The organism is Cupriavidus sp. 09_S30, assembly GCF_056930435.1.
Map to the genome: position 1 here is coordinate 2,524,815 of NZ_JBXOWI010000002.1, position 24,647 is coordinate 2,549,461.

A 24,647-nucleotide genomic window follows, 5' to 3' on the forward strand; every position below is an offset into this window, starting at 1 on the left:
GGAAAAAATCAAGCGTTGGCTCAGAAATTGCTGCGGCGCAATACCGCCCGGCATCCGGCGGCGCCCTGACATTGAAATGACGCGGGCGTTACAGTACCCTACGCCGCACATGCAATCCGACCCCACACCCGCTCGCGGCGCGGCCGCCAGCGGGCCTTTTCCGTCCTGCCGCCAGCGGACGCCACCGGAACCCGAACCGTGAATCACTGGACCATCCGCACCCGCATCCGGGCCAGCTTCTCCTTCATCCTGCTGGTCATGATGCTGATGAGCGTCGTCGCCTACAACCGGCTGTCCGCCATCGAGCAGGAAGCCGTACGCACGCAGCAGGACGCGCTGCCCGGGCTGAACTACAGCACGGGCATCCGTGGCGTGTGGGGCGAACTCTACGTCCTCGGCTGGGAGACCGTCGGCGCCACCGGCGACGCCCAGCGCCAGCAGTTCCAGGAACAGACGCATGACGCTGTTCAGCGCCTGGACCGCCTGCAGCAGCAATACGAGTCCACCTTGTTCCGTGACGAGGACCGCGCGCGCTTCAGCGCCTTCGTCGCGATGCGCACCCGCTACGAGGAAGCGGCGCGCCTCTACACCTCGCCCGAGGCCTGGAAGGGCAGCGCGGCAGCCGAGGCGGCGCTGCGCGGACAGGCGCACGAACGCTGGGCGGAGGCACGCAAGATCGTGCAGGACCTGGTGGACGACAACAATGCGGTGGCGAACCGCTCGTCGGGTTCCATCGTGGGCGCGGTCGAAGCGGCAAAGACCGCCATCGAGGTTGCGCTGGTGATCGCGGTGCTGGCCGCCGTCATCTGCGGCTACCTGCTGCTGCGCACCATCACGGTGCCGATGCAGTCCATCGTCTCGCTGCTGTCCGACATCCGCGGCGGCGACCTGCGCCTGCGCATGGCGCTCAAGCGCCGCGACGAGTTCCTCGCGGTGGAAGAGGGCTTCAACCAGATGTCCGGCGAGCTGACCGGGCTGGTCAGCCAGGCGCAGCGCTCGGCCATCCAGGTCACCACCTCGGTCAATGAGATTGCCGCCACCGCACGCCAGCAACAGGCCACGGCCACGGAGACCGCGGCCACCACCACCGAGATCGGCGCCACCTCGCGCGAGATTTCCGCCACCTCGCGCGACCTGGTGCGCACGATGTCCGAGGTGTCCGGGGCCGCCGAGCAGACTGCCGGCCTGGCCGGCACCGGCCAGGCCGGGCTGTCGCGCATGGAGGCCACCATGCAGCACGTGATGGATGCGGCCGGCTCGGTCAACGCCAAGCTGGCCACGCTCAACGAGAAGGCCGGCAATATCAACCAGATGGTCACGACCATCGCCAAGGTGGCCGACCAGACCAACCTGCTCTCGCTGAACGCCGCCATCGAAGCCGAGAAGGCCGGCGAGTACGGCCGCGGCTTCTCCGTCGTGGCCACCGAGATCCGCCGCCTGGCCGACCAGACCGCGGTGGCCACCTACGATATCGAGCAGATGGTGCGCGAGATCCAGTCGGCCGTGGCCGCGGGCGTGATGGGCATGGACAAGTTCTCGGAGGAGGTGCGCCGCGGCATGTCGGAGGTGACCCAGGTTGGCGACCAGCTCTCGCAGATCATCAGCCAGGTGCAATCGCTGGCGCCGCGCGTGCAGATGGTCAACGAAGGCATGCAGGCACAGGCCAACGGCGCCGAGCAGATCAACCAGGCCCTGATGCAGTTGTCCGAGGCCGCGCAGCAGACCGTGGAATCGCTGCGCCAGTCAGGCCAGGCCATCGATGAACTGACGCTGGTCTCCAACGAGCTGCGCGCCGGCGTTTCGCGCTTCAAGGTCTGAGCGCGCAGGCGCACGCAGCCATGAAGCTTTTCCTCCTGTTCTGCATCGGCTCCGACCGCTATGCCATCGATGGCGGCGAAGTGGACGAGGTCCTGCCGCTGACCGCGCTCAAGCAGATCCCCGGCGCGCCCCCGTGGGTCAGCGGACTGCTGACGCGCCATGGCCGCCCGGTACCGGTGATCGACTTGAGCGCGCTTGCCTGCGGCACGCCGGCCGCGGCGCGCACCAGCACGCGTACGGTGCTGGTGCGCTACCGCCGCGCCGGCGAAGGCGCGCCGCGCTGCCTGGGCCTGCGGGTGGAGCGCGCCACCGAGACGCTGCGATGCGACCCGGCCGAGTTCGTCGACGGCGGCATCGACCCCGGCGAGGCCCGCTACCTCGGGCCGGTCCGCGCGGATGCGGCCGGCCTGGTGCAGTGGGTCAAGGTCGACGCCCTGCTGCCCGATGCCGTCCATGCCATGCTGTTCACCGAACCCGCCGCGCCATGACCACCTCCGCCCATATCGCGGCACTGCTCAAGCAGCGCACCGGCCTGGATGCCGGCGCGCTCGGGCCGGGCGCCATCGCGCGCGCCGTGCACCAGCGGCTGGACGCCGCCAGCGTGCCCGATCACCAGGCCTACTGGCTGAAGCTGCACGGCGAACCGGAAGAGTTCCAGGCGCTGGTCGAGGCCGTCGTCGTGCCCGAGACCTGGTTCTTCCGGCACCGGGAGGCCCTGCTCGCCTTCGGCCGCTTTGCCCTGGAACGGCTGCGCAGCGCCGCTGAGCGGCCGCTGCGCGTGTTGAGCCTGCCCTGCTCTACCGGCGAGGAGCCTTACTCGATCGTGATGGCGCTGCTCGATGCCGGCGTGCCCGCCGGCCGCTTTCACGTGGATGCCGTCGACATCAGCGCGCTCGCGCTCGAGCACGCCCGCGTGGGACGCTACGGCGACAACGCCTTCCGCAGCGGCCCGCTGGATTTCCGCAACCGCTATTTTCGCCGCGTGGCCGCAGGCTATGCACTGGATGAGGGCGTGCGTGCCTGCGTGCGGCTGCGCCATGGCAATCTGCTGGATCCCCGGCTGCTGGAGGGCGAGCCACCCTATGACTTCGTGTTCTGCCGCAACCTGCTGATCTACTTCGATCCGCCCACGCAACGCCAGGCGGCGGCGGCGCTGGCACGTTTCACGCGCCCCGACGGACTGGTCTTCGTGGGGCCGGCCGAGGCCAGCCTGATGACCCAGCGGGGCTTCCAGTCCGCACACGTGCCGCTCGCCTTCGCCTTCCGCATGCCGGGCTTCGAGGCACAAGGCGCGGGGGGCGCGTCGCCGGGCAAGCTGCCGCCGGCCGCACCGCTGCGTCCGGCCCAGCCTGTCTTGACCGGCGCGCCTGCCATCCGGGCAAGCGCCCCGCGACCGGCCACGCGTCCCGGCGCGCTCTTGCACGCCGGGACCGAGCACGCGGCCGGCACGGCCAGCGCGAAAGCCGGCGCCGCCGCTCCGGACACTTCGCTGGCCCAAATCGCCGCGCTGGCGGACGGCGGCGCGCTGGACACCGCCATGCAGGCCTGCCTGGCCTGGCTGAAGACGCAAGGCGATAGCGCGGCGGCCTACTGCCTGCTCGGCATCCTGCAGGATGCCAGCATGCTCCCGGCGCTCGCACGCGAGTCGTACCGCAAGGCGCTGTATCTCGATCCCACACACGAGGAAGCGCTGCACCACCTGGCGGCGCTGCTCGATGCCGAGGGCGATGCGGACGGCGCCGCCCGCCTGCGCCAGCGGGCACAGCGCCATGCACAGGGCCGCCGCCATGCTTGAGCCTACCTCCATGCTTGAGCCCGCTCTGCCGTCCCTGGCCCCCGCACAGGCGGTCGATCCATGCTGGCGCCACGTCGGCGTACGGGGCGACGGCAGTTGCCCGCAGCTGGCCACCCATGTGCATTGCCGCAACTGCCCGGTCTACGGGCAGGCCGCGGTGGCGCTGCTCGACACCCTGGCCGCCGGCGCACAAGCCGTGACCGATGTGGCCGACATGACCGAGACGGCCGACGCGGCCACGCACAGACTCGGACGCGCCGCCGATGATGCGCAAGTCGCGACGCTGGCCTGCCTGGTGTTCCGCGTCGGCAGGGAATGGCTGGCACTCCCGGCAACGGCCCTGGGCGAGATCACCACGCCCTGCCCGGTCCACTCCCTGCCGCATCAGCGCCACGCCGCCGTGCTGGGGCTGGCCGGCGTGCGCGGCCAGCTGCTGGTCTGCATCAGCCTGGCGGCGCTGCTGGGCGAGCAGGCCGTGCGCGACGACACCCCCCTGCAGGGCGCGCGCGTGCTGATCTTCGGCCAGGGGCGCTCGGCGATCGCGCTGCCCGTCGACGAGGTGGCCGGCGTGGATCGCGTCGCGCAGGATAGTCTGCAAGCGCTGCCCACCACCTTGTCACGCACCGCGCTGCCCTATCTGCAAGGGCTGCTGCACTGCCGGGGCCGCAGCGTCGGCCTGCTCGATCCCGAACGCCTGCGGCAGGCCCTGCTGGAGAGCCTGGCATGAATTCGGAACAACTGCGGGACGCCTCGCTGCTGGAACTGTTTGCGCTGGAAGCGGAAACGCAGACGGCCGTGCTCAGCGCCGGCCTGCTGGCGCTGGAGCGCGATCCGGATGCGGCACGGCACCTGGAGGCCTGCATGCGCGCGGCCCATTCGCTCAAGGGCGCCGCGCGCATCATCGGCCTCGACGACGCCGTGCGCCTGGCGCATGCGATGGAAGACTGCCTGGTCGCGGCACAAGGTGGCAGCCTGCGGCTGATGGCCCCGCATATCGACGCACTGCTGCAAGGCACCGATCTGCTGCTGCGCATCGGCCAGCCCGATGGCTCGGACGGCCAGGAAGGCGCGCGCATCGAGGCCCTGCTCGTGCGCCTGCAGGGCCTGCTTGGTGGCACGCAGGCGCAGGGCGAGGGACCCGGCCTGCAAATGCCGGAGAGCGCGTCGGCGCTGCTCCCCTCAGCGCCCGCCGCCGGGGCGCCGACCACCGTCGCAGCTTCCCCTCCCGACGATGCCGGGCCGCAGGAGCCTGCCGACGCGGTACCGCCCGCACCCGATGCGGCACCACTGGCCCGCGCGCTGCCGCAGGATGGCCGCGAGCGCATGCTGCGCGTCAATGCCGAGACCCTGAACCAGCTGCTGGCGATGGCGGCCGAAGGCATGGTCGAATCCAACGGCCTCAGGCAGTTCGGCACCGCAATGCTGCAGGTCAGGCGACTGCAGATGCGCGCGGCGCGCGCGCTCGACGCGGCCCAGGTTGCCCTGTCCTCCGACACGGCCGACCAGCGCGGCCTGGGCGCCCTGGCCGAGGCGCAGGAATTGCTGGCCGGCATGCACCGCCAGCTCGCCGAGCATCTCGCCACCTTCGAACAGTACGAACATCGCTCGGGACGGCTGGCGCGGCGCCTCTACGATACGGCGCTGGCCTGCCGCATGCGCCCGCTCTCCGACGCGGTGGCCGGCTACGCGCGCATGGTGCGCGACCTGGGCCGCGCGCTCGGCAAGCAGGTACGGCTTGAACTGAGCGGCGCCCAGACGCAGATCGACCGCGACATCCTGGAGCAGCTCGATGCCCCACTCGCGCACCTGCTGCGCAACGCCGTCGACCACGGCATCGAACCCCCTGCGCAGCGCCTGGCGCTGGGCAAGCCGGCCGAAGGCTGCATCAAGCTGCACGCGCGGCACAACGCCGGCCGGCTGGTGATCGAGATCGCCGACGACGGGGCCGGCATCGACCTGGAGCGCCTGCGCCGCGCCATCGTGCGGCGCGGCCTGGCCAGCGAGCAGACCGCCGAGAAGCTGTCGCAGGCCGAACTGCTCGAGTTCCTTCTGCTGCCGGGCTTCACCATGCGCGAGACGGTCTCGGAAGTCTCCGGCCGCGGCGTCGGGCTGGATGCCGTGCACGAAATGATCCGCCAGGTGCATGGCAGCCTGCGCCTCGCCCAGCGCAGCGGCCAGGGCATGCAGGTCCATATGGAACTGCCGTTGACGCTGTCGGTGGTCCGTGCGCTGCTGGTGGAGGTCGCTGGCGAAGCCTACGCCTTTCCTCTTGGCCGCGTGCTGCGCGCCGCGGCCATCCGCCGCGACGACATCGAGCAGCTGGAAGGACGCCAGCACTTCCACTTCGCGGGCCGCCAGGTCGGCCTGTTGGAGGCGGCGCAGGTATTGCAGCGCCCGGCGCTCGCCGCGCGGCGCGACGAGGTACCCACCGTGGTGATCGGCGAGCACGAGCGCGTTTTCGGCATCGCGGTCGACCGCCTGCTGGGCGAGCGTACCCTGGTGGTGCAGCCGCTGGCGGACGCACTGGGCAAGATCAAGGACATCGCCGCCGGCAGCCTGACCGACGACGGCACCCCGGTGCTGATCTTCGACGTGGACGACATGCTGCGCTCGGTGGAGAAACTGGTGGCCGAGGGCGGCGTGGAGCGCGGCGAGCAGGCGAGCACGGAGGCCGGCACGCAGCGCCGCAAGCGCGTGCTGGTGGTGGACGACTCGCTCACGGTGCGCGAACTGGAGCGCAAGCTGCTGGCCGGGCGAGGCTATGACGTCGCGGTGGCGGTGGACGGCATGGACGGCTGGAACATGCTGCGCGCCGAGGCCTTCGACCTGGTCATCACCGACATCGACATGCCGCGCATGGACGGCATCGAACTAGTCACCCGGATGAAGCAGGACCCGGGGCTGCGGCCGGTGCCGGTCATGGTCGTGTCGTACAAGGACCGCGAACAGGACCGCCGGCGCGGCCTGGAGGCCGGCGCGGACTACTATCTGGCCAAGGGCAGTTTCCACGACGCTGCACTGCTGGACGCGGTGCAGGACCTGATCGGCGAGGCACGCACATGAAGATCGGCATCGTCAATGATTCTCCGGTCGCGGTGGCGGCGCTGCGCCGCGCCCTCGCCCAGGACTCGTCGCTCATGCTCGTCTGGGTGGCCGGCGACGGCGCCGAGGCCGTGGACCTGGCCGCGCGCGACCTGCCCGACCTGATCCTGATGGACCTGCTGATGCCGGTCATGGACGGCGTCGAGGCCACGCAGCGCATCATGGCGGCGACGCCCTGCGCCATCGTGGTGGTCACCACCGACATGGAGCGCAATACGCGCCACGTCTTCGACGCCATGGGCCACGGCGCCATCGACGCCGTGAACACGCCCTCGCTGTCCGAACCCGACCCGCAGCGCGCCGCCGCGCCGCTGCTGCGCAAGATCCGCACGGTGGCCAGCCTGGTGCGGGGACAAGCCGGCCAGGCGCCCGCCGTGCCCGATGCCCCCAGCCGCCCGTCGGCACAGCGGCTGGTTGCGATCGGCGCCTCGGCGGGCGGCCCGCTGGCGCTAGCGACGCTGCTGGGCGCGCTTCCGGCCGGCTTTGCGGCCCCCATCGTGGTCGTGCAGCACGTGGACGAGTCCTTCGCCGCCGGCATGGCGACATGGCTCGACGAACAGTGCGCGCTGCCGGTCCGGCTGGCGCGCGCCGGCGAGGCGCCGGTGCCGGGCACGGTGCTGCTGGCGGGCACCAACGATCATCTGCGGCTGGTCAGCGCCGCCCAGATGGTCTATACCGAACAACCGGGAGACTGCCTCTACCGGCCGTCGATCGATGTGTTCTTCGACAGCGTCGCGGTGCATTGGCCCGGCGACGCTGTGGGCGTGCTGCTCACCGGCATGGGCCGCGACGGCGCGAACGGGCTGAAGGCCATGCGCGAGCGTGGCTTCCTGACCATCGCGCAGGATCAGGCTACCAGCGCCGTGTATGGCATGCCCAAGGCCGCCGCGGCAGTGGGCGCGGCACGCGAGATCCTGCCACTGGACAAAATCGCAGCACGCCTGGTCAGTGCGTGCGCGATGAGCGGGATATTTGGTAAGCAAGCGGGGTAGCCAGGCGCCGACCGGCATGGCCGGCGGCGCCTGGCGAGAAGGAGTAAGCGAGATGGCAACAAAGCGTGAGATCGAGGCGGCGCACTCCGCCAATCCGAATGAATACCAGGCGATGGTGCTGCTGGTCGATGACCAGGCGATGGTGGGCGAGGCAGTGCGCCGCGCGCTCTCCAGCGCGCGGGATATCGACTTCCACTATTGCTCGCAGCCCGACGAAGCGATCGCCGTGGCCGAGCGCACGCGTCCAAGCGTGATCCTGCAGGATCTGGTGATGCCCGGCATGGACGGGCTGACGCTGGTGCAGCGCTACCGGGAAAACGCGGTCACGCGCGACATTCCCATCATCGTGCTGTCGACCAAGGAAGAGGCGCAGATGAAGAGCGCCGCGTTCTCCGCCGGCGCCAATGACTACCTGGTCAAGCTGCCCGACAGCATCGAGCTGATCGCGCGCATCCGCTACCACTCGCGCTCCTACCTGAACCTGCTGCAGCGCGACGAGGCCTATCGCGCGCTGCGCCAGAGCCAGCAGCAATTGCTGGAAACCAACCTGGAGCTGCAGCGCCTGACCAACTCGGATGGCCTGACCGGCCTGTCCAACCGGCGCTACTTCGACGAATACCTGGGCGCCGAATGGCGGCGTGCCCAGCGCGAGCGCACGCAGCTCGCCTTGCTGATGATCGACGTGGACGCCTTCAAGGCGTACAACGACACCTATGGGCACGTGGCCGGAGACGAGGTGCTGCGCCGCGTGGCGCGCGTGATCCGCGAGAACTGCGCGCGCCCTGCCGACCTGCCGGCCCGCTTCGGCGGCGAGGAGTTCGCCATGGTGCTGCCCTCCACCTCGCCGGGCGGCGCCCGGCTGCTGGGCGAGAAGGTACGCCGCGCCATCGAGGGCATGCAGCTGCCGCACGAAGGCTCGCAGACTGCGCCCTGGGTCACCGTGAGCATCGGCGGCGCCGTGATCGTGCCCGAGGGCGACCAGGAATTCAGCCGCCTGGTGGAAATGGCGGACACCGGCCTCTACCAGGCCAAGCGAAACGGCCGCAACCAGGTGCTCATGGTCTGAGGAATGCCTGAGGAATGCGCCCCGCTGCCGGGGCGCATTATCCGCCGCCGTCCGCCTTGTCCTCCGCGCTGGCTTCGCCGGCCCTGTCGGTCTGCAGGATGTCCAGGTGGGCCAGATACGCATCGAGCTCGGCACGGCCGTTCTCGGTGATGCAATAGACCCGGCCACTGCCTTCGACCAGCTCGGCCGTGATGGCGCGGGCGATCATCAGGCTGCGCAGGATAGGGCGCAGCGAGCGGATGTTCTTCTCGATGCCGTGTTCGCGCAGCCGGTCCACCAGGTTCAGCACGGTGGAAGGCCTGGCCTTGACGAACTTCAGGATGTAGAGACGCGAAACGAGTCGATCGATTGGGAGTATCTTCATGTGCGCTGTACCCGCGCCCCGACAGGGGGCGGGAACGGATGACATCTGGTGCAGGCCATGACTGCTCCGGCAGTCGGCGGCTTCTCCATCTTGCGCGCTAGGCATTGCCCACGCATCGGCCGATCACGGCGTCCGGCGGCCCGCGCTGCGGCGGTGCGGAACGGCAGTGACGAAAAAAAACGGGGTGCCCAGGGCACCCCAAGTACAGATTTCGCGCGCGCCGGCCGCGGGGCCGGCGCCTGCAAGCGGGGCGTCACTCTTCCTGGAACGCTTCCTCGCGCTTGGCCTTGATCGAGGGCAGCGCCACCACCGCGACCAGCGCAGCGGCTGCAATCAGCAGTCCAAGCGACAGCGGACGGGTGACGAACACGCTGAACTCACCACGCGACAGCAGCAGCGAGCGGCGGAAGTTCTCTTCCATCATCGGTCCCAGCACGAAGCCCAGCAGCAGCGGCGCCGGTTCGCACTTGAGCTTCAGGAACAGGTAGCCGATCACGCCGAAGCCAGCCGCCATGAAGACGTCGAAGGTCTGGTTGTTGACCGAGTACACGCCGATGCCGCAGAACACGAGGATGGCAGGGTACAGGAAGCGATACGGCACGGTCAGCAGCTTCACCCAGACACCGATCATCGGCAGGTTCAGGATGATCAGCATCAGGTTGCCGATCCACATCGAGGCGATCAGGCCCCAGAACAGCGCGGGGTTGCTGGTCATGACCTGCGGACCCGGCTGGATGTTGTGGATGGTCATCGCACCCACCATCAGCGCCATCACCGCGTTGGGCGGAATGCCCAGCGTCAGCAGCGGGATGAAGGAGGTCTGCGCCGCGGCGTTGTTGGCCGATTCCGGACCTGCCACGCCTTCGATCGCGCCCTTGCCGAACTCATGCGCGTACTTCGAGGTCTTCTTCTCCAGCGAGTAGGCCGCGAACGAAGCCAGCGCTGCGCCGCCGCCCGGCAGGATACCCAGCGCCGAGCCCAGGAAGGTGCCGCGCAGCACGGCGGGAGCCATGCGCTTGAAGTCTTCCTTGGTCGGCCACAGGTTGGTCACGTGGTCGGTGAAGGTCTCGCGGGCTTCCTTCTGCTCCAGGTTCGCGATGATTTCCGCGAAGCCGAACATACCCATGGCCAGCGCGACGAAGTCGATGCCGTCGGTCAGTTCGGGGATGTCGAAGGAGAAGCGCGCGGCGCCCGAGTTCACGTCGGTGCCGATCAGGCCCAGCAGCAGGCCCAGCACGATCATCGCCACCGCCTTGGGCAGCGAGCCCGAAGCCAGCACCACGGCGCCGATCAGGCCCAGGCACATCAGCGAGAAGTACTCGGCGGGGCCGAACTTGAAGGCCAGTTCCGACAGCGGCGTCGCGAAGGCGGCCAGGATCAGCGTGGCCACGCAGCCGGCGAAGAACGAGCCCAGGCCAGCGGTGGCCAGCGCCACGCCGGCGCGGCCGCGCCGTGCCATCTGGTAGCCGTCGATGGTGGTCACCACCGAGGACGATTCACCGGGCAGGTTCACCAGGATGGCGGTGGTCGAGCCGCCGTACTGCGCACCGTAGTAGATGCCGGCCAGCATGATCAGCGCGGCCACCGGCGGCAGCGTGTAGGTCACCGGCAGCAGCATGGCGATGGTGGCCAGCGGCCCCAGGCCCGGCAGCACGCCGATCAGGGTACCCAGCACGCAGCCCAGGAAGGCGTATGCAAGGTTCTGCAGTGTCAATGCCGTGGAGAAGCCCAGGGCAAGGTGTTCGAACAATTCCATGGAAGCGACTCCTTAACCGGTGATGAAGGCCGGCCACACCGGCATCTGCAGATTGATGCCGTACACGAAGGCGCCCAGGCTGATCAGCACCAGCACGATGGCGTTCAGGATCGCGCCCTTCCAGCTGAACTCATGGCTGGCCATCGACGACACCACCACCAGCACGAAGACCGACAGCACGATGCCGAGCGGCTTGAGCAGCAGGCCGAACAGCACCACCGAACCCAGGATCCACAGCAGGGTCTTCAGGTCCCAGCGGGCCAGGTGGTCCGCCTCGCCCCTGCTCGACAGCGAGCCGATCAGCACCAGCGCGCCCAGCAGGGCAAGCACCAGTCCGAGCAGGAATGGAAAGTATCCAGGTCCCATCTTGGCGGCCGTTCCCATGGAATAGCCGCGGGCGACCCAGGAAAAGCCCAGACCGACCAGAATGAACATCAGGCCGGAGGCAAAGTCCTTTTGGCTGCGTATGCGCAAAACGATTCTCCTCGAAGTACACGAAATGCATTTGCCGCGCGTTCTGCCGCACGACAACTCCCCCCCAGCGCCGGTACTAGACCCCATCCGCCCGAGAATGGGTGCAACCTTAGATAGGTGTGCTTTCATCCTCCTTTCAGTTGTCTTGAATTAGGGGTATTTACCGATACGCCGCTTGCACGCCGCCTCAGCGCATAAAAGTGCGGCAAGCAGCGCTACTGGAGGCAAGTTCGCGACAAGATGCGCGTTTTGTCTTCTCTTGAGGACATCGAGCAGCGACTCGCCTGTCATCACGGGAACGGAACGCTTATCGGCCAATCCTTACGAACAGCTTTCAAACGAAGCCGCGGCATGGATGCAGGACGTCATCGCCCACGACGCGGGGGAAACGGCAAGGTAGTGGAAAGGAACGGAGCGGACGTGCGATGCGCCGCGCACGTGAACGCGCCTCGCCTTGCGCTATTGCGCGGCGCGGTCCGGCAGCGCCTCTCCGGGTGCCTGGCGCGGGACATGCGCTGGCAGCATATGGCTGGCGCGCCAGGTACCGCGCAGATAGTAGAGGCTCGCCAGCGCCACGGAGACGAGCGAGCCGACGGGGAAGCTCCACCAGATCGCGCCAGCACCGAAGCGCGCGGTGAGCAGGCTTGCGAACGGCAGGCGCACCAGCCACATCGACACGAAGAGAATCACCAGCGGTGCCATCACGGCGCCCGTCGCGCGCACCGTGCCGAACAGTACGATCGTGAAGCCGAACAGGATGAAGGACCACAGCACGACCGCGTTGATATGCTGCGCAATGCCGATGGCCTCGCCATCGCCTGGCAGGAACAAGCCCAGTGCATGCCGGTTGAAGACATAGATCAGCGTCACCAGCGCGCCCGTCATCGCCAGGTTGAAGGCCAAGCCGGTGCGCGTGATGCTGTTGACGCGGTGCCAGAGCCCGGCGCCCACATTCTGCGCCACCATCGAGGACACGCTCGCCCCCACGGCCAGTGCGGGCATCTGCACATAGGTCCAGAGTTGCGAGGCCACACCGTAGGCGGCCGTGGTCTGCGAGCCATGGCGGTTCACCAGCGACATCATCACGATGGCCGATGAGGAGATCACCACCATCTGCATGCCCATCGGCAGGCCCTTGGCCACCAGTGCGCGCAGGATGGAGAGGTCCGGCCACAGCAGCGAACGCTGCCCTCGGGGCAGCCAGAGAAAATGGCGGCGCCGGTGCAGCAGCGCCAGCATCGCCGCCAGGCTGGTGAGCTGGGCGATCAGCGTCGCAAGCGCCGAGCCCGCGATGCCGAGCCCCGGGATCGGGCCCGCGCCAAAGATCAGCAGAGGGTTGAGCGCCACGTCGAGCACCACCGACAACAGCATGAACCAGAACGGCGTGCGCGAATCGCCGGCGCCGCGCAGCGTCATCATCACAAAGTTGTAGAAGTACATGAAGGGCAGCGCGATGAAGATGATGCGCAGGTAGACGACGGCGAGCGGCGCGGCATCGGGCGGCGTGTGCATCGCATGCAGGATGTCGGGTGTCCAGACGTAGCCCAGCACGGCTGCTACCACCGACATCAGCACGAAGAAGGTGGTGCTGGTGCCGACCACCCTGCGCGCCTGTGCGATATCGCGCGCGCCGACCGCCTGGCCGATCAGGATCGTGTTGGCCATGCTGATGCCGAACACCACGCCAAGCAGGAAGAACAGGATGATGTTGGCGTTGGAGGTGGCGGTCAGCGCCGCCTCGCCCAGGAAGTGGCCGACCCAGATCGAGTTGATCGACGCATTGAGCGATTGCAGGATGTTGCTGCCCAGCACGGGAAGCGAAAACAACAGCAGGGTGCGCGCGATGGGGCCGGTGGTCAGTTGCGCCTTGTTCTTCATGGGCATTGGCGGGGAGTGATGGGCGAAGCGCTGATGGCGGAGCGGATGGCAGAGCTGATGGCAGAAGACGGGCCGCCGAGTGCGCAGCGGACTCACCATGATCGTGCCATTGCCATGTTCCTGGCAAGCGCCCCCGCCTTTTCGGGGCGTCCGCCATGGCTTCTCGCCATTACGCCGTCCCACCATCACACCGGTCAGCCCGGAGCGGACGATAGCTGCGATAATGTCAGTCCACGAACAACCGCCCCCCATCCGATCATGCGCAGCGCCAGCAAGGGTTCCCGCAACATCGTCGGTGCCGCCGCTGCCGGCGCGGCGCCGCTCGCTGACCGCATGCTGCCACGTGCGGGCGAAGGCAAGCGCGGCGAAGCCGGCCACCTGGGCTACCTGCTGCGCCAGGCGAGCGCCGGCAACCGCCTGCGCATGGAGCGCGCGCTTGCCGACCTCGGCGTCACGCCGCCGCAATTCGTGGTATTGACCATGGCCGGAGCCTACCCGGGCCTGTCCGGCGCGGACGTCGCGCGGCTGGCGCTGCTGACGCCGCAGACCGTCAGCGTCATCGTGGGCAATCTCGAAAGGGCCGGCGCCATCGCACGCCGACCGCACCCGGTGCACGGGCGCATCCAGACGATCTCGCTGACCGCCACAGGCGAGGCGTTGCTGGCGCGCTGCCGCGAGCGCGTGATGGTGAACGAGCAGCGGCTGCGCGCTTCGCTCTCGCCCGAGGAAGAGGCCGTGGTACGGCGCTGGCTGGCCAGCCTGGCGCTCGACGCCGGCGACGATACGGCAGCCGGCGACGCCGGAGAATGAGCGCCAGCCTGCAACCCAGCGCGCCACTGCATGCCGGCAACACGGATCGCGCCGCGGCTGGCGCGATCGCGCCTCATTCCAGCTTGATATTGCCCGTGCGGATCAGTTGCGTGTAGAAGGCATCGTCCTGCACGAGCTGCCGGCTGAACTCGGCCGTGCCCTGGAACGAGGGATACTGGCTGAAGCGAATCAGCAGGCCTTTCATGTCGGGGGCCGACATCACGCGTCCCGCCGCGGCCGCGTAGCGCTCGACCACCGCGGGCGGCGTGCCGCGCGGGGCGTAGAGCGCGAACCAGCTCGGCAAGGCCAGGTCCAACTTCTGCTCGTGCAGCGTCGGCACGTCGGGCAGCTCGGGATGCCGCTCGATCCCGGTCACCGCCAGCGCCTTGAGCCTGCCGGCCTTGACCTGCGGCAGGGCCACGCTGTCGTAGATCACATCGATGCGTCCGGCCAGCAGATCGTTCATCGCTTCCGCCGAGCCCTTGTAGGGCACATGCAGCATCTTCACGCCGGTCTTGAGGCTGACCACCTCGCCCTGCAGGTGAGTGATCGTGGCCAGGCCCGCCGAGCCGTAGGACACCTTGCCCTCGTGCGCCTTGGCGTACGCGATGAACTCCCGCATGTCCTTGGCCGGCAGGTCGCGCCGCGCGGTGACGATGCCGATCGACGACGACAGCTTGGCCACCGGCGCGAAGTCCTTGAGCGGGTCGTATGGTACCGGCCGCAGATGCGGTGTGATCACATGCACGGCGGTCGGCGCCAGCAGCAGCGTGCTGCCGTCGGCCGGCGCATTGGCGACTGCCTGCGCGCCGATGGTACCGCCGGCCCCGGCCTTGTTCTCCACCACGAAGGTCGTATCGAGCTCGCGGTTCATGCGCTCGGCGAACAGGCGCGCGAGGGTGTCGGCGTTGCCGCCGGCCGGATACGGCACCACCAGGCGCACCGGGCCCTTGTAGTCCGCCGCCAATGCCGAGGCGCAGCCGATGGCCAGCGCAAGGCCGGTTGCGGCCAGCCTGCTGAGGGTTCGCTTCATCTTTTCTTGTCTCCTCCGTGCGGCGCGCGCCGGCGCCGCTGCCGTTGTCGTCGCTGTGCCTATCGTCCCTGGTAATGCGCGCTGCGCTTCTCGCGGAATGCGCGCATGCCTTCCTCGATGTCCTCGCTCTCGCGCACAACGCTCAGTTCGCGCATCGCGTCGGCCATCAGTTCCGACGGGCCCTTCGGCATCACGGTCTGGGCGACGAAGCGCTTGAGCGTGGCCAGCACCAGCGGCGCTGAGCGCGACAGCTCGTCGGCCATCTTCAGCGCCGCCTCCACCTGCTGGCCGACCGGCACCACGTCATTGACCAGGCCCACTTCGCGGGCGCGCTGGGCATCCATCGTGCGGCCCAGCATCATCAGTTCCATCGCGACCTTGTGCGGCACGCGCGCGGCCAGCCCGGCGATCATGCCGCCGGTAAAGCCGAGCCGCGCCTCGGGGTAGGAAAAGCGCGTGTTGTCGGCCGCTATCGCCAGGTCGCACATCATGTGCAGCACCATCGCGCCGCCCACGACCCAGCCGGCGGTCGCGGCGATGATGGGCTTATCCGTGACGAAGCCCGACCCCGGAATGCAGCGCCACAGTTCCGGCAGGTTGGTGACGTCGGCGCCGGCGGAAAAGGCCTCGTTGCCGGCACCGGTGATCACCGCCACACGCTGTTCCGAGGCGTGGAACTCGCGGAACCCCTGCTGCAGCAGCTCGGCGGTCTCCTTGCAGATGACGTTTCGTTTCTCGGGCCGGTTCAGCGTAAACAGCGTGACCTTGCCGTGCTGCTCGATCGTTACGACGCTCATGTTTTCTGCCTCCATGTGGATCTTCATCTTTGCCGGCCCGCCGCCCCGTTGCGATGGATGCGGCTGGCCGTCCGTTCTGTGCCGGCGGAATGCCGCACTGCTAGCCGATGCGCGCGCGCGCATCCACCGCCACGCAGCCCGCGCCGGCCACGCGCACCTTCAGCGGGTTCACCTCGATCTCGAAGTCCTGCCCGCGCAGCGCGTGCGCGAGCCAGCCCATGCGCACGATGACGTCGGCCACCGCGTCGACGTCCAGCGCCGCGCGGCCCCGCCAGGCCTTCAGCAGGGGCGCGACGCGCAGCCGCGCCAGCGCCGCCAGCGCGCTCTCGTGCGACAGCGGCGCAGGCAGTACCGCGATGTCCTGCAGCAGTTCGACCAGGATGCCGCCGCTGCCCACCACCACCTGCGCGCCGAACTGCGGATCGCGCCGCGCGCCGACCAGCAGCTCCAGTTCGCCCGCCTCCTGTGACTGCAGGTAGAAACCCAGGATGCGCGCCTGCGGCACCTGCACGGCCATGCGTTCACGCATGGCCTGCAATCCCGCGCGCAACGTCTGGGCATCGGTCACGCCCAGCAGCACGCCACCGACGTCGGATTTGTGCACGATGTCGGGCGACACCACCTTGGCCACGAGCGGGAAACCAATGCCGGCGCTGCCGGCCACGGCCGCGTCGATGTCGGCAAACACCTCGCCGCGATTGACGGGGATGCCCGCGGCACCCAGCAGCGCCTTGGATTCGAACTCATCGAGCGCGCCGCGAACCGGTGGTGCGCCCTCGGGCACCGCCATGCCGGCCACCGGCTGCGCCGCCGGCTCGGCCCGCCAGGCCGACCAGCGCCGCCAGGCGGTGATCGCCTCCACCGCCTCGCCCAGGCTGTTGGTGAACGGCACGCACTCGGCAAGCAGGCCGGCGCGCGCGGCGTTGGCCGCCTTGCCGGGCTGCATCACGAACAGCAGCGGCTTGCCGGCGGGCGCACCGCCGCGCGCAAGCTGCACCGTCACATCGGCCAGGGCCGGCGCCGTCGTCATGACGATCAGGCCCAGGTCCGCCTGCGGATCGGCCATCGCGATCTCAGTAGTCCGCACGCCCACGTCCACCGCCTCGGCGGCTTCCTCGTGGCGCCGGCCGCCGAGGTCGATCGGATTGCCGGCCTGGCCATCGGAATAGAAGACGGAGAGCGCCTGCTGCGTGCTCTCGGAGAAGCGCGCCAGCGGAATGCTGGCTTCCGCCAGCCGGTCGGCGCTGAGCGCGCCGCCGCCGCCGGAAGTGGTGACGATGACCGCGCGGTCCACCTTGCTGTCCGGATAGCGCGCCATGGCGGCAGCCAGCACCAGCATCGCGGCGGGGTCATCCATCAGCACCACGTTCTCGCGCCGGCAGATCGCCTCCAGGCTGGCATGGTCGCCCGCCAGGCTGGCGGTATGGGAAAAGGCGGCGCGGCTGCCGTCCGCGGTCTTGCCGGCTTTCACTGCCAGCCAGGGCTTGCCGGCCGCACGCGCGCGGCGCGCGAGCTGGACGAAGCGCTCGGGCGACTTGATGCCCTCGATATAGGTGCAGATCACGCGGGTGCGCGCGTCGGCGATCAGGAACTCGACGAAATCGCACAGCTCCAGGTCGGCCTGGTTGCCCACAGACACGCAATGCGTGAAGCCGATACCGATGTCGTAGGCGCGGTCGAACAAGGTGGCCATCAGCGCGCCGCTCTGGCTGATGAAGCCGATCGGGCTCTCGATCAGCGTGTCCACTTCCAGCGCCGGCGACGAGCACAGCACCAGCTTGTTGGCCGGGCTGATCACGCCCAGGCAGTTCGGCCCGATCAGGCGCATGCCGCCTGCGTTGGCGATCTGCACGATCTCGCGCTCCAGCGCCGCGCCGGCCTCGCCGGCATCGGAAAACTTGGAGGTGATGATGATGCCCGCGCGGGCACCACGCGCCGCGCAGGCGGCGATCTGCTCCTTCACCTTGGGCTGCGGCACGGCCATGATCACCATGTCGGGCGCCTCGGGCACGGCGTCGATGCTCGGGAACGTCTTCAGGCCGAACAGCGTCTCGCGCACGGGGTTGATCGGATAGACCGTGCCGTCGAACTTGTGCTTGAGCAGCATGCGGTACAGCCGCCCGCCGAACTTGCCCTGGTCTTCCGAGGCGCCGATCACCGCCACCGAGCGCGGATTGAGCAGCGCCGCGAGGTTGTCCGCCGAAGTCTGTGCTGGGTTCATCTCTTGTCTCCGTCCTTTTTTGCGTTGTTCAGCCTTGATCCCTGCCTTGATCCTGGCCTTGTCTCCGGCCAGGTCTTTCGCTTCATTTCGTCCGTCTTCCCGCGCCGCGCCCAGCGTCAGGCTGCTCAGCGCTTGAGTCCCGCGCGATAGGCCGCAATACGCGCCTTCAGTCCCGGGCGCGCCGCCGAATGCACCAGATCCGCGAGCTGCCCCGTGCGCGCCATGGCGCCACCGGCGCCGCCCAGGGTCGCCGCATGGATCGCCGACTGCGTCATGGCATCGAGGCGGCACGCCCGGGCCAGCTCGGCGTCGAGCGCGGCATCGCACGCTTCGGCCGGCACGACCGTATCGACCAGCCCGGCGCTCAACGCATCCTCGCAAGCGATGGCCGCGCCGCCGCCGATCCATGCGCGTGCGCGCGCCACGCCGACCAGCGCGGCCAGCCGCTCGCTGCCCAGCACCAGCCCGAAGCCCGCACCGGGAAAGGCGAAGCCGCTGCCGGGGGCGGCCCAGCGCCGCGCGCAGGCCGCCACCAGGTCGGCGCCCGCGCCCACGGCACGCCCCTGCACCAGGGCCACGGTGATGAACGGCGCCGCATGCACGGCCTGGAGCAGCAGCTCTACGCGCACAAAGCGGGCCAGCAGGGAATCGTCGCTTTCCTGCTCCAGGTCATCGAGGTCGAAGCCGGTGCAGAAGTGCTTGCCCGCGCCGCCGATGGCGAGCAGACGCGTGCCGTCTTCGTGGCAGGCCTGCACCGCGCTGGCCAGCGCTGCCACCAGGCCGGCGGAGAGGGCATTGCCACGTGCGGGCCGGTTCAACGTCAGGCGGGTCAGCGGTCCCTGCTTGTCCAGCAGCAGCCAGGGCTTGCCCGCGGGGTCGGTCTCGTGCATCGCGGTCCTCATGCGGCCGGCCGCGCCCACAGATTGGGCACCAGCGCGTTCGAATAGCCTGAGACGAAGGACTTGGCCTGCCCGCTCTGCGTGTCGAAGACATGGCGGTCGATGCGGCCGATATTGCCGCCATACAGGTGAATGCTGATCGAGACGCGGTCGTCGAAGGCGTTGCGCACGCGATGCACGTCTCCCAGCGTCGGCGACACGGCGGCGACATGGCCCGCCTCCAGGCGCGCCGGCTCGCCAGCGGGCACCACGCGGCCGTCGGCGGCGCGGAAGCGCTGGTCGATCTCGGCACCGCGCAACACGCCGATCAGCCCCCACACCGTGTGGTCATGCACCGGTGTCTGCTGGCCCGGCCCCCAGACGAAGCTGACCAGCGAGAAGCGGTCGAGCGGATCGCCGTAGAGCAGGTGTTGCTGGTAGTAGACCGGGTGCGGCACGGCCATCGCCTCGGGCAGCCAGTCGTCATGCGATACCAGTTCGCGCAGCGGCCCGGTGAGCGCGGCCAGCAAGGCAGCCTCGCCGACACCCTCGCGCTGCGCGCGTTCCATCTGCGTGCTGACGGTGGCCACGAACCCGCGCAGCCGTTCGATGTTGTCGTGCATCATTCCCCCTGGGAGGTATCGCCACGCGCGTGGCGCGCGCGGACCATGGCGTTGTGCTCGCCAAGCGCCGGCGGGTCCAGCCGGATCGGCAGGCCCTGGCCGTCGAAGCGCAGCGGCGATGCGAAGGTACGGGTGCGGTGCCCTCCGGGCAGCGTCAGTGGGCGCACCCAGTCCATGTGCTCGACCTGCGGATCGTCCAGCGCGGCGGCGTAGTCGTTGATGCGGGCATGCGGCACGCCCGCGGCGTTGAAGGCGTCGATCCAGTGCGCCACGCCCTGCTGGCCGAAGCGGACTTCCAGCAGGTCCTTCAGCGCGGCCTGGTTCTGCGCCCGCTCGCTCGTGCTGGCGAAACGCGGGTCCTCGGCCAGCTCCGGCATTTCCACCACGCGCACGACCTCCAGCCACAGCTTCTGGTTGCCGGCGGCAATGGCGAAGTAGCCGTCGGCGGCGCGGAACGCCTGGTAAGGCGCATTGCGCGGATGCGCGGAGCCGAGCTTGACCGGACTCCTGCCGTTGCCGAAGTATTCACTGGTCTGCAGCGCGGCGATGCCCAGCGTGCAGCCATACATCGGCACGTCGATATGGGCGCCCGCGCCGCCGGCGCGCACGCGCGCCAGCGTGCTGGCGATGGCGAAGGCCGCGTACAGGCCGGAGGAGAAATCCGCCAAGGGCACCCCGCACTTGACCGGCGCCCCGTCGGGCTCGCCGGTCACGCTCATCACGCCGGCCGCGGCCTGGATGGTGAGGTCGAACCCGCCCTCCCCCGCGCGCGGGCCGCTCTGGCCGTAGGCCGATACCGAGCAGTAGACGAGGCCCGGCTTCTCATCGCGGAAGCTCGCATAGCCCAGGCCGAACCGGTCCATGACGCCGGGGCGGTTGTTCTCCACCACCACATCGGCATCGAGGATCAGGCGCCGCGCCAGGGCGGCGTCGGCCGGATCCTTCAGGTTGAGCGCGACCGAGTGCTTGTTGCGGTTGAGCGAAGCGAAGTTCTCTGAGTAGCCGTTCGACAGCGGCGGCCACTGGCGCAGCGTATCGCCCTCGGGCGCCTCCACCTTGACCACCTCGGCACCCATGTCCGCCAGCAGCATGCCGCAGAAGGGGCCGGCAGCCACCGTGCAGAATTCCACCACCCTGACTCCCGCCAGGGGCAGGTCCTTTTCGCTGAGATCGTGCATCGGAACATCCGGAAACGTTGGCGGCCCCGGCAGGCAGGCCCCCCCGCGCAGCAAGCCTGCCGCGCGGGCGGAGGCGCCAGGGGAACCACTGGGCCGCGATGCGATCGATTATATTCACGTTCCAAAATAGGCTACAATCGTTCCATCTTTTGGAACCTGTGCCGTACATCACACTGTCGCCATCGCGGCGGCGGTGAGTGAAAACAGGACATGACGACATGAACAATACGCTGATCAAGGGCCTGAGCGTGATCGAGCTGCTGGCCCACAGCGACCGCCCGCTCGGCCTGACCGAGATCGCCGCCGAGCTGGGCCTGGCCAAGAGCAACGTGCACCGCCTGCTGCAGGCGCTGACCGAGATGCACTATGTGATCCGCGACACCAGCGGCAATGGCTACAGCGCCTCGATCAAGCTGTGGGAGCTGGGCTCGGCCGTGCTGTCCCGGCTGGACCTGCGCCGCCATGCCGAGGCCTGGATGGACAAGCTCATGCATGCCAGCGGCGAAAGCGTGCACCTGTCGGTGCTCGATCGCGGCGAGGTGGTCTATGTGCACAAGATTGACAGCCCCAATCCCGTACGCGCCTATACCCAGATCGGCGGCCGCGCTCTCGCCCACTGCGTTGCCACCGGCAAGGCCATGCTGGCGTTCCAGCCCGAGAGCGCGCTGCAGCGCATGTCATCCTCGCTGGTACCGTCCACGCCCAACAGCATCGTCGAGCCGGCCCGCTTCCTGCAGGAAATGGAGAAGGTGCGCAAGCTGGGCTACGCGGTCAACCGCGGGGAATGGCGCGAAACCGTCTTCGGCATCGCCGCCCCGATCACCGACGGCAACGGCCACGTGATCGCCGCCGTGGGGCTCTCCGGTCCGGCGGAGCGCTTCAAGCCGAACAGGATCAAGCCGTTCGCCGAGCTGGTGCTGAACACCGCTGCCGAGATCACCGACAGCATGGGCGGTGGCAGCAAGCACAATGCGCTGGCGCTGGCCACGCGCAGCATGGTGTCGGTGCTGCGGTAGCCGGTTGATTCCATTGCGGCCGCCTTCCCCGGCCACGGGTAGGGTGAGGGCCAGGCACCGCACGTTCGGGCGGCGGCCGCCCGTCCCGCCTCGGCTTCGTGGGCATCGGCCTATGTCCGATTCTCCCGGACAAGAGCGAAACGACAAGCCGACAAGCGAAGGGCCCGCAAAGGCCCTTGCTCCTTCCGCCTCACTCCGCTCGCGCCACCACCACCGGCGGCTCGAACGCCGTCACCGCCGGCACCTCCCCGTGATACGCCTCCACCTCCACCAGGCAGGTCTGCGCGATACACCCCTGCGACAGCGCCGAAGCGCCGCGGTCCAGCGTCAGCACATTGGGATTGCCATGCTTTTCCGCGTCACCGTCCCGCACGCCTGGGTCGAACCACGCCCCCGTGGAGAGCTTGACCACGCCGGGGCGGATCCCGTCGCTCAACACCGCGCCGGCCAGGCAGGCGCCGCGCGCATTGAACACGCGCACCACATCGCCCGCGCGGATGCCGCGCGCCGCGGCGTCCTGCGGATGCAGCATGACCGGCTCGCGTCCCGCCACCTTGGCGGCGCGGCTGTGCGCGCTGTGGTCGAGCTGGCTGTGCAAGCGCGTGGCCGGTTGGTCCGAGAGCAGGTGTAGGGGCCAGCGCTGCGCCGCGGGCGCGCCCAGCCATTCGACGGGCGGCATCCAGCACGGGTGGCCGGGGCAGTCTTCCAGCCCGAAGCCGGCGATGGTCTCGCTGAAGATCTCGATGCGCCCGGAGGGCGTGCGCAGCGGGTGCGCCTGCGGGTCGCGCCGGAAGGCTTCCAGCATGACGACCGGTACCGCGCCGGTGCCTGCCGCGCCGCCCCGTTCCGGCGCCAGGTCGATCATGCCCTGTGCCCAGAAGGCATCGAACTCCGGCAGCTGCACGCCAGCCTCGCGGGCACGGGCGCAGCCGTCTTCGTACATCTTGCGCAGCCACTGGCCGGCGTCGCGCCCCTCGGTGTAGCGCTGCTCGGCGCCCAGGCGGCGCGCCAGTTCGGAGAAGATCGCATAGTCGTCGCGCGCCTCGCCAAGTGGCGGCATCGCACGGCGCATTGCCACCATGAAGCGCTCGCGCGTGGAAAAGCCGATGTCGTCGCGTTCCAGCGTGGTGGTGGCGGGCAGCACCACGTCGGCCAGCTTCGCCGCCGGCGTCCAGAACGGCTCGTGCACGATGATGGTCTCGGGCTTGCGCCACGCCTGCAGCAGGCGGTTCAGGTCCTGGTGGTGATGGAACGGATTGCCGCCCGCCCAGTAGACCAGCCGGATGTCCGGGTAGGCGTGCTCGGCGCCGTTGTAGCAAAAGCGCTGGCCGGGGTGCAGCAGCATGTCGGCCAGCCGCGCCACCGGGATGAAGGCGCGCACGCCGTTCTCGCCCTGCGGCAGCGTCGGCCCGGAGAAGCGCGGGTTGGCGCTGCCGATCATATTGACCGCGCCGTAGCCGACGCCGAAGCCGCCGCCCGGCAAGCCGACCTGGCCCAGCATTGCGGCCAGCGTCACCAGCATCCAGAACGGCTGCTCGCCATGGTCGGAACGCTGCAGCGACCAGGCGATGTTCAGCATAGTGCGGTTGGCCGCCATCTCGCGCGCGAGCGCCGCGATACGCGGCGCCGGCAGCCCGGTAATGGCCGCGGCCCAGCGGGCATCCTTGGGCTGACCGTCGGCATCGCCGCGCAGGTAGCCGGCGAAGCGCTCGAATCCCACACAGTAGCGATCCAGGAAGGCCGTGTCGTGCAGACGCTCGTCCAGCAGCGTGTGTGCCAGCCCCAGCATCAGTGCGGTATCCGTGTTGGGCCGGATCGCCAGCCATTCGAAATCCGCCCCGGTATCGAGGTCGTCGCGCACCGGGCTGACGTTGACGAAACGCGTGCCGGCCGCCGCCATCCGGCGCAGCGCGCCCGGCACGGCGTGCTGGCCGGGGCCGCCTGCGCTGACCTGCGCGTTCTTTGCCGGCACACCACCGAAGCTGACGAACAGGCCGGTGTGCGCCTCCAGCACGTCCCACGAGGTATGGACCGTCATCAGCTCGTCCATCGGGGCGACGATATGCGGCATCAGGACCCGTGCCGCCCCCAGGCTGTATGAGTCGGCATGCCGGACATAACCGCCCAGCGCGTTCAAGAAACGATGGATCTGGCTCTGCGCATGGTGGAACCGTCCCGCGCTGGACCAGCCGTAGGAGCCGCCGAACACGGCTGCATTGCCATGCGTGTCGATCACGCGCCGCAGCTCCTTGGCGATCAGGTCCAGCGCCTCGTCCCAGCCCACTTCGACAAAGGGCTCGCGCCCGCGCAAGTCAGGGCGCGCACCGGGCCCGTGCTCCAGCCAGCTGCGGCGCACGGCCGGCCGCGCCACCCGCACGCGCGCATCGCGGCAGGCATCCAGCATGGCTGCGCCGATCGGCGAGGGCTGCGGATCCTGCGGGATCGGCTGCAGCCGTGCGGCACGGCCATCCTGGTACTCGACTTCGTAGATGCCCCAATGGGCGGCGGTATAGCTGCGGTGATTTTGCATGGTCAGTCGGCGGCTTGAGCGAAGGGACAGGCCACCGCGTGGCCGCCATGACGTACCAGCGCAGGCCGCACACGGGCGCTGGCGGCGACGGCCTGCGCGCCGCCCCCCAGTACTGAGCCACCGATCACGAGCGCCACCGCGCCCGCCGCTGCCATAGCTTGCGACATCCTCTCCTCCTCGCTGCCTGGCTGCGTATCCGCGCAGCCGGATCCGGTTTGCTGCCGAGTATAGAAAGGTCCATAAAATATAACTACAGTTCCATTTTACGGAACCCGTTCGACGCCAAGGTGGCAATTCGCCCAGCCGCATGCACAAA

Annotated in this window: 21 protein-coding genes; 9 read left to right on the forward strand and 12 right to left on the reverse strand. The window is 69.1% G+C overall.

What is annotated here, in order from left to right; genetic code table 11:
• Positions 1-198: 198 nt before the first annotated feature.
• Genes AC1Z3O_RS31465 through AC1Z3O_RS31495 form a run of 7 tightly spaced genes read left to right on the forward strand, consistent with a single transcriptional unit; the run spans position 199 to position 8,773 of the window.
• Positions 199-1,818 carry a methyl-accepting chemotaxis protein gene (locus AC1Z3O_RS31465; protein ID WP_483520699.1) on the forward strand — a complete coding sequence of 540 codons (1,620 nt, stop codon included), beginning with the start codon at positions 199-201 and terminating at the stop codon, positions 1,816-1,818.
• 20 nt (positions 1,819-1,838) lie between these two features.
• Positions 1,839-2,306 (forward strand): chemotaxis protein CheW, encoded by a 468-nt coding sequence (locus AC1Z3O_RS31470; protein WP_483520701.1) that lies wholly within the window; start codon positions 1,839-1,841, stop codon positions 2,304-2,306.
• A complete protein-coding gene (locus AC1Z3O_RS31475; RefSeq protein ID WP_483520703.1) occupies positions 2,303-3,613 on the forward strand; it encodes a CheR family methyltransferase in 1,311 nt (436 codons plus the stop codon). Before AC1Z3O_RS31470 ends, AC1Z3O_RS31475 begins: the two co-directional genes overlap by 4 nt.
• Before the next feature lie 10 nt (positions 3,614-3,623).
• Complete coding sequence (locus tag AC1Z3O_RS31480; RefSeq protein WP_483520705.1) at positions 3,624-4,340, forward strand: chemotaxis protein CheW; 717 nt, start codon at positions 3,624-3,626, stop codon at positions 4,338-4,340.
• Positions 4,337-6,676, forward strand: a complete 2,340-nt coding sequence (locus AC1Z3O_RS31485; RefSeq protein WP_483520707.1) for a hybrid sensor histidine kinase/response regulator — start codon at positions 4,337-4,339, stop codon at positions 6,674-6,676. The genes AC1Z3O_RS31480 and AC1Z3O_RS31485 overlap by 4 nt, the downstream gene beginning before the upstream one ends.
• On the forward strand, positions 6,673-7,707 hold the full coding sequence (cheB, locus tag AC1Z3O_RS31490) for a chemotaxis-specific protein-glutamate methyltransferase CheB (RefSeq protein ID WP_483520709.1): 1,035 nt from the start codon (positions 6,673-6,675) through the stop codon (positions 7,705-7,707). The genes AC1Z3O_RS31485 and cheB overlap by 4 nt, the downstream gene beginning before the upstream one ends.
• A gap of 52 nt (positions 7,708-7,759) precedes the next feature.
• Positions 7,760-8,773 (forward strand): diguanylate cyclase, encoded by a 1,014-nt coding sequence (locus AC1Z3O_RS31495; protein WP_483520711.1) that lies wholly within the window; start codon positions 7,760-7,762, stop codon positions 8,771-8,773.
• 37 nt (positions 8,774-8,810) lie between these two features.
• On the opposite strand, the gene AC1Z3O_RS31500 is transcribed toward AC1Z3O_RS31495, so the two are convergent.
• From AC1Z3O_RS31500 to AC1Z3O_RS31515, 4 genes are all read right to left on the reverse strand, one after another.
• Positions 8,811-9,137: a transcriptional regulator gene (locus AC1Z3O_RS31500; RefSeq protein ID WP_483520713.1), complete on the reverse strand. Its 327-nt coding sequence runs from the start codon at positions 9,135-9,137 to the stop codon at positions 8,811-8,813.
• A 253-nt stretch (positions 9,138-9,390) separates the two neighbouring features.
• The gene (locus AC1Z3O_RS31505) at positions 9,391-10,893 is read right to left on the reverse strand and encodes a tripartite tricarboxylate transporter permease (protein ID WP_483520715.1); all 1,503 of its coding nucleotides are present in this window, start codon (positions 10,891-10,893) and stop codon (positions 9,391-9,393) included.
• 12 nt (positions 10,894-10,905) lie between these two features.
• Positions 10,906-11,367, reverse strand: a complete 462-nt coding sequence (locus AC1Z3O_RS31510; RefSeq protein WP_483520717.1) for a tripartite tricarboxylate transporter TctB family protein — start codon at positions 11,365-11,367, stop codon at positions 10,906-10,908.
• A 459-nt stretch (positions 11,368-11,826) separates the two neighbouring features.
• On the reverse strand, positions 11,827-13,245 hold the full coding sequence (locus AC1Z3O_RS31515; protein WP_483520719.1) for an MATE family efflux transporter: 1,419 nt from the start codon (positions 13,243-13,245) through the stop codon (positions 11,827-11,829).
• Between the two features lie 258 nt (positions 13,246-13,503).
• Here AC1Z3O_RS31515 and AC1Z3O_RS31520 point away from each other — a divergent pair, with 258 nt between their 5' ends.
• Positions 13,504-14,055 (forward strand): MarR family winged helix-turn-helix transcriptional regulator, encoded by a 552-nt coding sequence (locus tag AC1Z3O_RS31520; RefSeq protein WP_483520721.1) that lies wholly within the window; start codon positions 13,504-13,506, stop codon positions 14,053-14,055.
• A 73-nt stretch (positions 14,056-14,128) separates the two neighbouring features.
• Here AC1Z3O_RS31520 and AC1Z3O_RS31525 read toward each other — a convergent pair whose 3' ends face one another.
• The 6 genes from AC1Z3O_RS31525 to AC1Z3O_RS31550 all read right to left on the reverse strand — a co-directional run bounded on the left by AC1Z3O_RS31525 (position 14,129) and on the right by AC1Z3O_RS31550 (position 20,785).
• On the reverse strand, positions 14,129-15,088 hold the full coding sequence (locus AC1Z3O_RS31525; protein ID WP_483520723.1) for a Bug family tripartite tricarboxylate transporter substrate binding protein: 960 nt from the start codon (positions 15,086-15,088) through the stop codon (positions 14,129-14,131).
• Positions 15,089-15,147: 59 nt separating this feature from the next.
• A complete protein-coding gene (locus tag AC1Z3O_RS31530; protein ID WP_483520725.1) occupies positions 15,148-15,885 on the reverse strand; it encodes an enoyl-CoA hydratase/isomerase family protein in 738 nt (245 codons plus the stop codon).
• A 100-nt stretch (positions 15,886-15,985) separates the two neighbouring features.
• The gene (locus AC1Z3O_RS31535; RefSeq protein WP_483520727.1) at positions 15,986-18,106 is read right to left on the reverse strand and encodes an acetate--CoA ligase family protein; all 2,121 of its coding nucleotides are present in this window, start codon (positions 18,104-18,106) and stop codon (positions 15,986-15,988) included.
• A gap of 125 nt (positions 18,107-18,231) precedes the next feature.
• Positions 18,232-18,996 (reverse strand): enoyl-CoA hydratase/isomerase family protein, encoded by a 765-nt coding sequence (locus AC1Z3O_RS31540; protein WP_483520729.1) that lies wholly within the window; start codon positions 18,994-18,996, stop codon positions 18,232-18,234.
• Positions 18,997-19,004: 8 nt separating this feature from the next.
• Complete coding sequence (locus AC1Z3O_RS31545; protein ID WP_483522104.1) at positions 19,005-19,553, reverse strand: cysteine dioxygenase family protein; 549 nt, start codon at positions 19,551-19,553, stop codon at positions 19,005-19,007.
• Positions 19,554-19,606: 53 nt separating this feature from the next.
• The gene (locus tag AC1Z3O_RS31550; protein ID WP_483520730.1) at positions 19,607-20,785 is read right to left on the reverse strand and encodes a CaiB/BaiF CoA transferase family protein; all 1,179 of its coding nucleotides are present in this window, start codon (positions 20,783-20,785) and stop codon (positions 19,607-19,609) included.
• Positions 20,786-21,003: 218 nt separating this feature from the next.
• On the opposite strand from AC1Z3O_RS31550, the gene AC1Z3O_RS31555 reads away from it, so the two are divergent.
• Positions 21,004-21,801, forward strand: coding sequence for an IclR family transcriptional regulator (locus tag AC1Z3O_RS31555; protein WP_483520731.1), 798 nt, complete (start codon positions 21,004-21,006; stop codon positions 21,799-21,801).
• Positions 21,802-21,991: 190 nt separating this feature from the next.
• On the opposite strand, the gene AC1Z3O_RS31560 is transcribed toward AC1Z3O_RS31555, so the two are convergent.
• Both AC1Z3O_RS31560 and AC1Z3O_RS31565 read right to left on the reverse strand, forming a co-directional pair.
• Positions 21,992-24,331 (reverse strand): molybdopterin-dependent oxidoreductase, encoded by a 2,340-nt coding sequence (locus AC1Z3O_RS31560; protein ID WP_483520733.1) that lies wholly within the window; start codon positions 24,329-24,331, stop codon positions 21,992-21,994.
• Positions 24,332-24,333: 2 nt separating this feature from the next.
• On the reverse strand, positions 24,334-24,498 hold the full coding sequence (locus AC1Z3O_RS31565) for a hypothetical protein (RefSeq protein ID WP_483520735.1): 165 nt from the start codon (positions 24,496-24,498) through the stop codon (positions 24,334-24,336).
• Between the last annotated feature and the right edge of the window lie 149 nt (positions 24,499-24,647).

Bases quoted from the DNA above. Each gene is read 5' to 3' on its own strand.
- AC1Z3O_RS31565 (WP_483520735.1), bottom strand. From the start codon at position 24,498: ATGTCGCAAGCTATGGCAGCGGCGGGCGCGGTGGCGCTCGTGATCGGT.
- AC1Z3O_RS31545 (WP_483522104.1), bottom strand. From the start codon at position 19,553: ATGGAACGCGCGCAGCGCGAGGGTGTCGGCGAGGCTGCCTTGCTGGCC.
- AC1Z3O_RS31560 (WP_483520733.1), bottom strand. From the start codon at position 24,331: ATGCAAAATCACCGCAGCTATACCGCCGCCCATTGGGGCATCTACGAA.
- AC1Z3O_RS31505 (WP_483520715.1), bottom strand. From the start codon at position 10,893: ATGGAATTGTTCGAACACCTTGCCCTGGGCTTCTCCACGGCATTGACA.
- cheB (WP_483520709.1), top strand. From the start codon at position 6,673: ATGAAGATCGGCATCGTCAATGATTCTCCGGTCGCGGTGGCGGCGCTG.
- AC1Z3O_RS31535 (WP_483520727.1), bottom strand. From the start codon at position 18,106: ATGAACCCAGCACAGACTTCGGCGGACAACCTCGCGGCGCTGCTCAAT.
- AC1Z3O_RS31550 (WP_483520730.1), bottom strand. From the start codon at position 20,785: ATGCACGATCTCAGCGAAAAGGACCTGCCCCTGGCGGGAGTCAGGGTG.
- AC1Z3O_RS31555 (WP_483520731.1), top strand. From the start codon at position 21,004: ATGAACAATACGCTGATCAAGGGCCTGAGCGTGATCGAGCTGCTGGCC.
- AC1Z3O_RS31480 (WP_483520705.1), top strand. From the start codon at position 3,624: ATGCTTGAGCCCGCTCTGCCGTCCCTGGCCCCCGCACAGGCGGTCGAT.
- AC1Z3O_RS31475 (WP_483520703.1), top strand. From the start codon at position 2,303: ATGACCACCTCCGCCCATATCGCGGCACTGCTCAAGCAGCGCACCGGC.
- AC1Z3O_RS31495 (WP_483520711.1), top strand. From the start codon at position 7,760: ATGGCAACAAAGCGTGAGATCGAGGCGGCGCACTCCGCCAATCCGAAT.
- AC1Z3O_RS31540 (WP_483520729.1), bottom strand. From the start codon at position 18,996: ATGCACGAGACCGACCCCGCGGGCAAGCCCTGGCTGCTGCTGGACAAG.
- AC1Z3O_RS31485 (WP_483520707.1), top strand. From the start codon at position 4,337: ATGAATTCGGAACAACTGCGGGACGCCTCGCTGCTGGAACTGTTTGCG.
- AC1Z3O_RS31525 (WP_483520723.1), bottom strand. From the start codon at position 15,088: ATGAAGCGAACCCTCAGCAGGCTGGCCGCAACCGGCCTTGCGCTGGCC.
- AC1Z3O_RS31530 (WP_483520725.1), bottom strand. From the start codon at position 15,885: ATGAGCGTCGTAACGATCGAGCAGCACGGCAAGGTCACGCTGTTTACG.
- AC1Z3O_RS31470 (WP_483520701.1), top strand. From the start codon at position 1,839: ATGAAGCTTTTCCTCCTGTTCTGCATCGGCTCCGACCGCTATGCCATC.
- AC1Z3O_RS31520 (WP_483520721.1), top strand. From the start codon at position 13,504: ATGCGCAGCGCCAGCAAGGGTTCCCGCAACATCGTCGGTGCCGCCGCT.
- AC1Z3O_RS31500 (WP_483520713.1), bottom strand. From the start codon at position 9,137: ATGAAGATACTCCCAATCGATCGACTCGTTTCGCGTCTCTACATCCTG.
- AC1Z3O_RS31515 (WP_483520719.1), bottom strand. From the start codon at position 13,245: ATGAAGAACAAGGCGCAACTGACCACCGGCCCCATCGCGCGCACCCTG.